This window comes from Pseudomonas sp. PS02302 (genome assembly GCF_029959585.1).
GTDB classification, from domain to species: domain Bacteria; phylum Pseudomonadota; class Gammaproteobacteria; order Pseudomonadales; family Pseudomonadaceae; genus Chryseomonas; species Chryseomonas aestiva.
On record NZ_JASCON010000012.1, the window covers coordinates 72,184 to 80,661 of the forward strand.

Consider the following 8,478-nt stretch of genomic DNA (forward strand, 5'->3'; position numbering starts at 1 on the left):
CCGTTCAGCGTTCACAGCCCGACCAGGCGGCCAGGCTGCGAACGAGGGGGCATTTCTACTTCAATAGCCGACAGTGAAGCGGGTGCGGTGATGAGCGGGCCGTTCGACCTCGTCCAGCAGAGCCACGGCGAAGTCCTCGTAGGAGATATGACTGTCGCCGGCCGCGTCGAACAGCAGGGCATCGTCGTCCAGGCGGAACCGCCCGGTACGGGTGCCGGGCGCGAAGACCATCTGCGGACTGACGAACACCCAGTCGAGGTCGCTCACCGTGCGCAAGGTGTCCAGGGCGGCGATGGCCGCGCCGGCTTCGCTGCGGTATTCCGCGGGAAAGGCCGGCGCATCGAACAGCCGCGAGCCGTCCGGCAGATTCAGACTGGCGGCGCCGCCGACGATCAGCAGGCGGGGGATGCCGGTGGCCCGGGCGAAATCGAGCAGGGCGCTCGGCGCGAGGTCGGCGAATCTCAGGCTGCTGATCAGCACCTCGTGACCGGCCAGGGCCGGGGCGGCCTGCAGATCGGTGACATCGCCCGCGATCACCGTCAGGTCGGGCCGCGACGCCAGGCGCGCGGGATCCCTTGCCAGGGCGGTGACTCGATGGCCGCGGGAGAGGGCTTCGTCGAGCAGGCGGCTGCCGACGTTGCCGGTGGCGCCGAGCAGGGCGATGGAGGTCATGGCTGGATTCCTCGGAAGTGAAGGGAAGCCAAGCCTAGGCAGAGCCGCGGAAGCCGCCAAGGAGGCAGTTCGAGATGAGCTGGTTACCTGCCGATAACCCCGGGTCGGCGAGGGTATGGCGGCATCGGGGGGCTGTGTATACTGGCCAGCATTTTTAGCCCTCCTTGGATAGCTCTTTCATTATGGAATTTATCGGTCGGGCGGTTGAATTCGCCACCCATCATCCGCTTCTCGTCGCCGCCTTCCTCGCCATCGTCGCCCTGATGCTGTTCAACGAGACCCGTCGTGGCGGGCGCAGCCTGTCCACCGCTGAACTCACCAACCTGCTCAACCGCGAGCAGGGCGTGGTCCTCGACATCCGTCCGAGCAAGGACTTTGCCGCCGGGCATATCGTCGGCGCGCTGAACATCGCTCAGGAGAAAGTCGCCAGCAGCCTGTCTCTACTGGAGAAGCACAAGGCCAAGACCCTGATCGTGGTGGACAGCGCCGGCCAGCAAGCCGGTGCCGTGTGCGGCGATCTGCAGAAGGCCGGCTTCACCGCCGCCCGGTTGAACGGCGGCATCGCCACCTGGCGCGCAGAAAACCTGCCCCTGGTGAAGTGAACCCCTAGCGTGGCCGCCCCATCGGCCATTGGAGACCGCGCATGTCTGACGTCGTCATCTATACCAGTGCCTGGTGTCCCTATTGCCATCGAGCCAAGCACCTGCTCGATCGCAAGAACGTGGCCTACCGGGAAGTCTCCGTCGACGGCCAGCCGGCGCTGCGCAGCGAGATGGCCCGCAAGGCCGGTCGCACCAGCGTGCCGCAGATCTGGGTCGGCAGCACCCACGTCGGCGGTTGCGACGAGCTCTATGCCCTAGACCGAAGCGGACGTCTCGATCCGCTGCTGTCCGCCTGACCAACACTCACAACTCAAGGCCCTACCATGACCGACCAAGCCAATGGCGCCCAGGAAGACGGCGCTCAGTTCTCCCTGCAGCGCATCTACATCCGCGACCTGTCCTTCGAGGCGCCCAAGAGCCCCGAGATCTTCCGTCAGGACTGGCAGCCCAACGTCAACCTGGACCTGGCCACCCGCCAGAAGACCCTGGGCGACGACTTCCACGAAGTGGTGCTGACCCTGACCGTGACCGTCAAGAACAACGAAGAGACTGCCTTCATCGCCGAAGTGCAGCAGGGTGGCATCTTCCTGATCAAGGGCCTGGACGCCGCCTCCATGGCCCATGCCCTGGGCGCCTTCTGCCCCAACATCCTGTTCCCCTACGCCCGTGAGGCGCTGGACAACATGGTGGTGCGTGGCTCCTTCCCCGCGCTGATGCTGCAGCCGGTGAATTTCGACGCCCTCTACGCCCAGGAACTGGCCCGCATGCAGACCGCTGGTGAAGCCTGATCGGCGCCGCTGCGGTACCGGACGCCCCTTGCGAGGGGCGTTCTGCTGTCCGGTCCCAGGTCTTTTTTTGGCGTGGCTAGGCCCTGTCTGCCTCTGGCTCGCGCGCCTTTGCGCCCGCTCTGAGCTTGCGGCTGGCGCGCCAGAGATCGAAGCTGAACACGGCCAGGCCCGTCCAGATGCAGCTGAAGGCGAACAGTCGCTCGCGCGGGAAGGGCTCGCCATAGAGCCAGACCGCCTGGATCAGCACCAGGGTCGGTGCCAGGTACTGCAGGAAGCCCAGCGTCGAATAGGGCAGCTTGCGCGCCGCGGCGTTGAAGCACAGCAGGGGAATCAGGGTGACCGGACCGGCCAGCACGATCAGCAGGCCCAGCGAGGACTGCCAGGTCTCGGCCTCCAGGCTCACCCCCGGGGTCAGCAGCGGCAGCGCGACCAGGGCGATCGGCACCAGCATCCAGCTCTCCACCACCATGCCCGGCAGGGCGGCCACCGGCGTCTGCCGCCGCACCAGGCCATAGAAGGCGAAGCTCAGCGCCAGCGCCAGGGAGACCCAGGGCAGTTGCCCCAGGGTCCACAGCTGCTGGGCCACGCCCAGCACCGCCAGGCCCACGGCGATCCACTGCAGCGGGCGCAGGCGCTCGCCGAGAATCACCAGGGCGAGCAGGATGTTGACCAGCGGGTTGATGTAGTAGCCCAGGCTGGCTTCGACCACATGGGCGTTGTTGACCGCCCAGATATAGACCAGCCAGTTGCAGGCCACCAGCGCGCCGGATACCGCCAGCCAGAGCAGCCGTCGCGGGTGGGCGCGCAACTCTGCCCACCAGCCGCGATGGCGCCAGACCAGCAGCAGGAGGGCGCTGAACAGGGCGGACCAGAGGATGCGCTGGAACAGGATCTCGGTCGCCGGCAGGGCCGCCAGCAGTTTGAAGAACAGCGGAAACAAGCCCCACAGCCCATAGGCGGTAAGGCCCAGGGCGTAACCCTGGCGCAAGGCAGACATGAGGGATCCTTAGGCAGGCAACTTTCTTGTCCGGGCAGGATAGCTCAAGGGGCTGCGGGATGTCGGAATGGGTGGGGCTTCCTGTCGTCAGCTCTGGCAGGCTGGCATCACGCCCTCGCGGCCATGGCAGTGCGCCGCTGCGACCGCTGCGTAGGCGGCAGGCATTGTCTGATCGCGGCCATGGTGGTCCGCCAATGCGGCCGCTCCTGGGGGTCAGGTTCCGGTAAGAGCGGCCCATGGCCGCGATCAGTGTTGTAGCCTGGAAAACGGCACAGTCTTTTCCATTGAAGAGTTCATCGCGGGGCCTACCCTCACCCCGGCCCTCTCCCAAGGGGAAAGGGGGGCATTGGCGCCTGTAGCGTGGAAAACGGCGCAGCCTTTTCCACTGAGTCGCACAAAGGCTAGAACAGTCGCAACGGCGCCTCGTCCAGCGCAGCGCGCTGTTCGCGCAGGGTGAGGATCTGGTCGCCCCAGTAGCGTTCGCTGCCGAACCAGGGAAAGCTCTTGGGAAAGGCCGGATCGTCCCAGCGGCGCGCCAGCCAGGCGCTGTAGTGCATCAGCCGCAGGGTGCGCAGTCCCTCGATCAGGGCCAGCTCGCGCGGCTGGAAATCGTGGAATTCCTCGTAGCCATCCATCAGCTCGGACAACTGCGTCAGCCGCTCCTGGCGATCGCCGGCCAGCAGCATCCAGAGATCCTGCATGGCCGGGCCGTGGCGGCAATCGTCGAGGTCGACCATATGGTAGGCATCATCGCGACAGAGCAGGTTGCCCGGATGGCAGTCGCCGTGCAGGCGGATGACGTCGTAGCTGACACTCTCGAAGAGTTCGTCGAGGCGCAGGAGCAAATCGCGCGCCACGGATTCATAGGCGGGCAGCAGGCTCTTGGGGATGAAGTTGCCGGTCAGCAGTGTATCCAGGGAGGCATGGCCGTAGCCCTGGACGTCCAGCGACTCACGGTGCTGGAAGGGCCGGCTGGCACCCACCGCATGCAGGCGACCGAGCAACTGGCCGAGGCGATGCAGCTGGTTGAGATCACCCGGCTCTGGAGCCCGGCCGCCACGGCGGGGAAAGAGCGCGAAGCGAAAGCCGGCATGGGTGAACAGTGTCTGGCCGTCGCGCTGCAAGGGTGCGACCACGGGCACCTCGCGCTCTTCCAGTTCGGCGGAAAAGGCGTGTTCTTCCAGAATGGCGGCGTCCGTCCAGCGATCCGGACGGTAGAACTTGGCGATCAGCGGGGTCTCGGCTTCGATGCCGATCTGATAGACGCGATTCTCGTAGCTATTGAGCGCCAGCACCCGGGCATCGCTGAGATAGCCCAGGCTTTCGATGGCGTCGATGACGAGGTCGGGACTCAGATTTTCGAACGGATGAGACATGGCGCGCTCCTCGGTCACGGGGGACGATGGCGATTGCCACCCTGCATCCGGGAGATGCTAGCGCATGCCCGAGCCCCATGGCGAAGGCTCGAGCGCTATCCGCTCGCCGGTCAGGCGCCGATCACACCACCGTCTTCGCGGCTGATGACCATCACCGAGGAACGGGGCTGGCCATCCGGTCGTTGCTCCGGGAATTGGGAGCCGCCTTCCTCGCCGGGGTGCTGGATGCCGACGAACATCGTCCGGTAGTCCGGCGAGAAGGCCAGGCCGGTGACCTCGCAACCGACCGGGCCGACCAGGAAGCGGCGCATCTCGCCGCTGCGCGGATCGGCACAGAGCATCTGGTTGTTGCCCATGCCCTCGTAGTCGCCCTTGTTGCTGTACTTGCCGTCGGTGAGCACCCACAAACGGCCGGCAGCGTCGAAGCCCAGGCCATCGGGGCTGTTGAACATGTTCTCGGCATTGATCTGCTGCGAGCCTGCTTCCGGCTTGCCCGGGTGTACCTTGGGATTGCCGGCGATGACGAACAGATCCCAGTCGAAGCTCAGGGCCGCGGCATCGTCGTCGCTCTCGCGCCAGCGCACGATCTGGCCGTAGAGGTTGTTGGCGCGGGGATTGGGGCCGCCCACCGGCATGCCGTCTTCACCGCGCTTGGTGTTGTTGGTCAGGGTGCAATAGACCTGGCCGTCCTTGGGGCTGACAGCGATCCACTCCGGACGGTCCATGCGCGTGGCGCCGACCTGGGTGCCGGCCTGGCGGGCGTGGATGAGCACCTCGGCCTGGCTGGCGAAGCCGTTGGCGGCGGTGAGGCCGTTCTCGCCATGCACCAGCGGCAGCCACTGGCCGCGGCCCTTGGGGCGGTTCGGATCACGGTCGCCTTCGTCGAAGCGGGCGACATAGAGGGTGCCGTGATCGAGCAGCTCGCGATTGGCCTTGGGATCGTCCTGCAGGCGATCACGGCTGACGAACTTGTAGATGAATTCGCCGCGCTCGTCGTCGCCCATGTAGACCACCACGCGGCCATCGCGGGTGCGGGTCAGGGCGGCGTTCTCGTGTTTGAAACGACCCAGGGCGGTGCGCTTGACCGGCTTGGCCTGGGGATCGAAGGGATCGATCTCGGTGATCCAGCCGTGGCGGTTCAATTCGTTGGGATTCTGCGCCAGGTCGAAGCGGTCGTCGTGCAGGTGCCAGTCGTTCTCCACACCGACATGCTTGACGCTGTAGCGCTTCTGGGCGGCATCGAACTTCAGGTTGGCGTCGCGACTGCCGAAGACGTCGGTGAAGTTCTCTTCGCAGGTCAGGTAGGTATGCCAGGGCGTAGCGCCGCTGGAGCAATTCTGGAAGGTACCCAGCACCTCGCGTCCGGCCGGGTCGGCGGCGGTCTTGAGCAGGTCGTGGCCGGCAGCCGGACCGCTGACGGCGATGGGCGTGTTGCCGTGTACCCGGCGGTTATAGGGCGAGCCCTGGACGAAGTGCCATTGGCCGTCCACGCGCTTCACCTCGATCACCGAGACGCCCTCGGCGGCCTGAGCCTTGCGGGTGTCTTCCAGAGACTTGGGCGGTGTGCCGTGGCTGAGCAGGTAGCGGTAGTTGGTGTATTCGTTGTTGATCGCCATCAGTGCCCGATCCGGATCGTCCGGGAAGGGATAGAAGGCCATGCCGTCGTTGTTGTCGCCGAATTGCACCGCCTGGTCGGCGGCGCTGGGGCTGCCATCGGGGCGGAAGGTCGGGCCATCGGTGTGCAGTGGCTGGCCCCAGCTGATGAGCACGCTGGCGCGATAGCCGGGCGGCACCACCAGCGTGTCGGCGGTGGAGGCCGGGATGTTGGCGAAGCCGATCAGGGGATTGCCCGTGGCCTCGCTGACAGCGTCGGCCAGGGCGCTGCGCCCGAGCAGGCCGCCGCCCAGGAAGAGGGCCGCGCTGGCCAGGGCACCCGCGCCGATGAAGCGGCGGCGGCTGAAGTGGACGAGGCGTTCGAGATCGGTCTGGTCGTTGTGCATGCTCATGGCTCCCTCACGGTGTGCAGGCGAGGCTAGTCAGACTAAATGACGTTTTGGTGACAGCGGCTAGTCGCCGGGTGGTGGCGTCCGCGCCAGGCAATAGACGTCGACCCGCCCGGCGCCGGCGCGCTTGAGCAGGCGCGCCAGGCTGTCGGCGGTGGCGCCGGTGGTGAGGACATCGTCCACCAGGGCCAGGTGGCGACCCTCCAGCTGGGCGTCCTTCACCAGGGCGAAGGCCTGCTTCAGATTGCGCCGCCGCTGGTTGGCACTCAGGCCCTGCTGGCTCTGTTGCTCCTGTACCCGCTGCAATAACCCGCCATCCACCGGCAGTTGCAGCGCCTTGCCGAGCCAGCTGGCCAGCAGGCCAGCCTGGTTGAAGCCGCGTTGGCGCAGGCGTAAGGGTGAGAGCGGAACCGGCAGCAGCAGGTCCGGGCGTGGCTGGCCTTCGTCGAACAGATGCTGCAGATGCCGCGCCAGCAGCGCGCCGGCCAGGCGACCGAGACTGCCCTGGTCGCGGTGCTTGAATCTGTTGATCAGGGTGTCGACCGGAAAGGCATAGCGCCAGGGCGCCAGTACCTGGTCGAAGGCCGGCGGCCTGACCAGACAGCTGCCGCAGAGTAGCCCGTCCACCGGCAAGGGCAGGGCGCAGCATTGGCAGTGTGGCCCGAGCCAGGGCAGTTCGCTGTCGCAGCCTTCGCACAGTGGCAGTCCGGGCGGAAGCCAGGCGGCGCAGAGCGCGCAACCGGTTCCGGGGCGCAAGCGTCGCCAGTGGCGTTTCAGCGCGCGAGAAAGGGGTAAGGTCATGACGGCATCCGTGCCGAGCGAGAGCCCTACTGTGCCAGGCCGCCGGCCTGGCCACCAGTCAGCCGCGAATCAGCCAGCCCATCACCATCAGGCCCAGGACCAGCCAGATGACGCCGCCCACTATCGAGCGGGCCATGAAGGCCCGTACCGCGGCGTAGAGCAGCAACAGGCCGATGGCCAGGACCACGAAGCTGATATAGGAGTCGTCCATGCCGATGGAGCGCGCCATGCCATGGAGGAAGTCGTGCACGGCATCGGCGATGCCGCCGAGGACCGAGCCGAACAGGTCGATGATGAAACGGATGACTTGGCCGAGCGCCGCGCCGAGCCAGTCGAAGAAGCCTTCAGTACGCATGGATGTTTCCAGATCCTTGGCAATGTCCCTTGGAACCCGCGAAGCCCGCCGGGTTCGCTGGTGATCCGCGCTACACTGCGCGTTTTCCGCAGTGTCTCTCAAGTTCTTAGTGATGACAGCTACCGACGCGCTACCCCTGATCCTGCTTCCCGGCCTGCTCTGTGACCAGCGCCTCTGGGCCACCCAGGCTGCCGACCTGGCCGACACCTGCCCAGTGTCCATCCCCGACCTCACTCGCGAGGTTGGCATCGCCGCGCTGGCCCGCCGGGTCCTGGCCGAGGCGCCGCCGCGCTTCGTCCTGGGTGCCCTGTCCATGGGCGGCTATGTGGCCTTCGAGATCTTGCGCCAGGCGCCGGAGCGGGTAGTGCGACTGGCGCTGTTCGACACCATGGCCAGCCCGGATACCCCCGAGCGTGCCACCCAGCGTCGCGCCATGCTCGACCTGGCCGAGCGCGGTCGCTTTCTCGGCATCAGTCCGCAACTGCTGCCACGCCTGATCCATGCCTCTCGCCTGGGCACGCCGGTGGCCGATACCGTGCTGGCCATGGGCAAGGCGGTGGGCAAGGAGGCCTTCCTGCGCCAGCAGCAGTCGATCATCGACCGCCCCGACTCGCGGCCGACCCTGGCCCAGGTCCAGGTGCCCACCCTCATCGTGGTCGGCGCCCAGGATCAACTCACCCCGCCCGCCGAAGCCGAACTCATGGCGGCCGGCATCCAGGGCTCGCGTCTGGTGGTGCTGGACGACTGCGGCCACCTGCCGCCACTGGAGCTGCCGGAACGGACCACGTCGCTGTTGCGGGAGTGGCTGGCCTGACCCCTCGTCGCGGGCGCTGAACCCCGGCGTCATGCGGGCCTCCATTGGCAAAGCCTCTGGAGGCCCGCAT

Annotated in this window: 10 protein-coding genes; 4 read left to right on the top strand and 6 right to left on the bottom strand. The window is 66.8% G+C overall.

Translation table 11 applies throughout. The features are described 5' to 3' along the window. Positions 1–60 precede the first annotated feature (60 nt). Positions 61–672, bottom strand: coding sequence for an NAD(P)-dependent oxidoreductase (locus tag QMX82_RS06525; RefSeq protein ID WP_208693592.1), 612 nt, complete (start codon positions 670–672; stop codon positions 61–63). 182 nt (positions 673–854) lie between these two features. Here QMX82_RS06525 and QMX82_RS06530 point away from each other — a divergent pair, with 182 nt between their 5' ends. Genes QMX82_RS06530 through secB form a run of 3 tightly spaced genes read left to right on the top strand, consistent with a single transcriptional unit; the run spans position 855 to position 2,062 of the window. Continuing rightward, positions 855–1,274, top strand: a complete 420-nt coding sequence (locus QMX82_RS06530) for a rhodanese-like domain-containing protein (protein WP_093254972.1) — start codon at positions 855–857, stop codon at positions 1,272–1,274. A 41-nt stretch (positions 1,275–1,315) separates the two neighbouring features. Continuing rightward, positions 1,316–1,570: a glutaredoxin 3 gene (gene grxC, locus QMX82_RS06535; RefSeq protein ID WP_133861979.1), complete on the top strand. Its 255-nt coding sequence runs from the start codon at positions 1,316–1,318 to the stop codon at positions 1,568–1,570. A 27-nt stretch (positions 1,571–1,597) separates the two neighbouring features. Then, positions 1,598–2,062, top strand: coding sequence for a protein-export chaperone SecB (secB, locus tag QMX82_RS06540; RefSeq protein ID WP_007159775.1), 465 nt, complete (start codon positions 1,598–1,600; stop codon positions 2,060–2,062). Between the two features lie 76 nt (positions 2,063–2,138). On the opposite strand, the gene rarD is transcribed toward secB, so the two are convergent. The 5 genes from rarD to QMX82_RS06565 form a co-directional block, all read right to left on the bottom strand. Then, on the bottom strand, positions 2,139–3,059 hold the full coding sequence (rarD, locus tag QMX82_RS06545) for an EamA family transporter RarD (RefSeq protein WP_273862391.1): 921 nt from the start codon (positions 3,057–3,059) through the stop codon (positions 2,139–2,141). 401 nt (positions 3,060–3,460) lie between these two features. Further along, positions 3,461–4,435, bottom strand: a complete 975-nt coding sequence (locus QMX82_RS06550; protein WP_158892922.1) for a serine/threonine protein kinase — start codon at positions 4,433–4,435, stop codon at positions 3,461–3,463. 110 nt (positions 4,436–4,545) lie between these two features. Further along, positions 4,546–6,435, bottom strand: a complete 1,890-nt coding sequence (locus QMX82_RS06555; RefSeq protein WP_282281614.1) for a PhoX family protein — start codon at positions 6,433–6,435, stop codon at positions 4,546–4,548. A gap of 66 nt (positions 6,436–6,501) precedes the next feature. Then, positions 6,502–7,239, bottom strand: a complete 738-nt coding sequence (locus QMX82_RS06560) for a ComF family protein (protein ID WP_282281616.1) — start codon at positions 7,237–7,239, stop codon at positions 6,502–6,504. Between the two features lie 58 nt (positions 7,240–7,297). Next, positions 7,298–7,594, bottom strand: a complete 297-nt coding sequence (locus tag QMX82_RS06565) for a hypothetical protein (protein WP_273805748.1) — start codon at positions 7,592–7,594, stop codon at positions 7,298–7,300. Between the two features lie 112 nt (positions 7,595–7,706). Here QMX82_RS06565 and QMX82_RS06570 point away from each other — a divergent pair, with 112 nt between their 5' ends. After that, positions 7,707–8,408, top strand: a complete 702-nt coding sequence (locus tag QMX82_RS06570; protein WP_282281624.1) for an alpha/beta fold hydrolase — start codon at positions 7,707–7,709, stop codon at positions 8,406–8,408. Positions 8,409–8,478: the final 70 nt, after the last annotated feature.

What these genes read in the sequence shown, in the direction of transcription:
- QMX82_RS06525 (WP_208693592.1), bottom strand. Translation starts at nt 672, where the DNA reads ATGACCTCCATCGCCCTGCTCGGCGCCACCGGCAACGTCGGCAGCCGC.
- QMX82_RS06530 (WP_093254972.1), top strand. Translation starts at nt 855, where the DNA reads ATGGAATTTATCGGTCGGGCGGTTGAATTCGCCACCCATCATCCGCTT.
- grxC (WP_133861979.1), top strand. Translation starts at nt 1,316, where the DNA reads ATGTCTGACGTCGTCATCTATACCAGTGCCTGGTGTCCCTATTGCCAT.
- secB (WP_007159775.1), top strand. Translation starts at nt 1,598, where the DNA reads ATGACCGACCAAGCCAATGGCGCCCAGGAAGACGGCGCTCAGTTCTCC.
- rarD (WP_273862391.1), bottom strand. Translation starts at nt 3,059, where the DNA reads ATGTCTGCCTTGCGCCAGGGTTACGCCCTGGGCCTTACCGCCTATGGG.
- QMX82_RS06550 (WP_158892922.1), bottom strand. Translation starts at nt 4,435, where the DNA reads ATGTCTCATCCGTTCGAAAATCTGAGTCCCGACCTCGTCATCGACGCC.
- QMX82_RS06555 (WP_282281614.1), bottom strand. Translation starts at nt 6,435, where the DNA reads ATGCACAACGACCAGACCGATCTCGAACGCCTCGTCCACTTCAGCCGC.
- QMX82_RS06560 (WP_282281616.1), bottom strand. Translation starts at nt 7,239, where the DNA reads ATGACCTTACCCCTTTCTCGCGCGCTGAAACGCCACTGGCGACGCTTG.
- QMX82_RS06565 (WP_273805748.1), bottom strand. Translation starts at nt 7,594, where the DNA reads ATGCGTACTGAAGGCTTCTTCGACTGGCTCGGCGCGGCGCTCGGCCAA.
- QMX82_RS06570 (WP_282281624.1), top strand. Translation starts at nt 7,707, where the DNA reads ATGACAGCTACCGACGCGCTACCCCTGATCCTGCTTCCCGGCCTGCTC.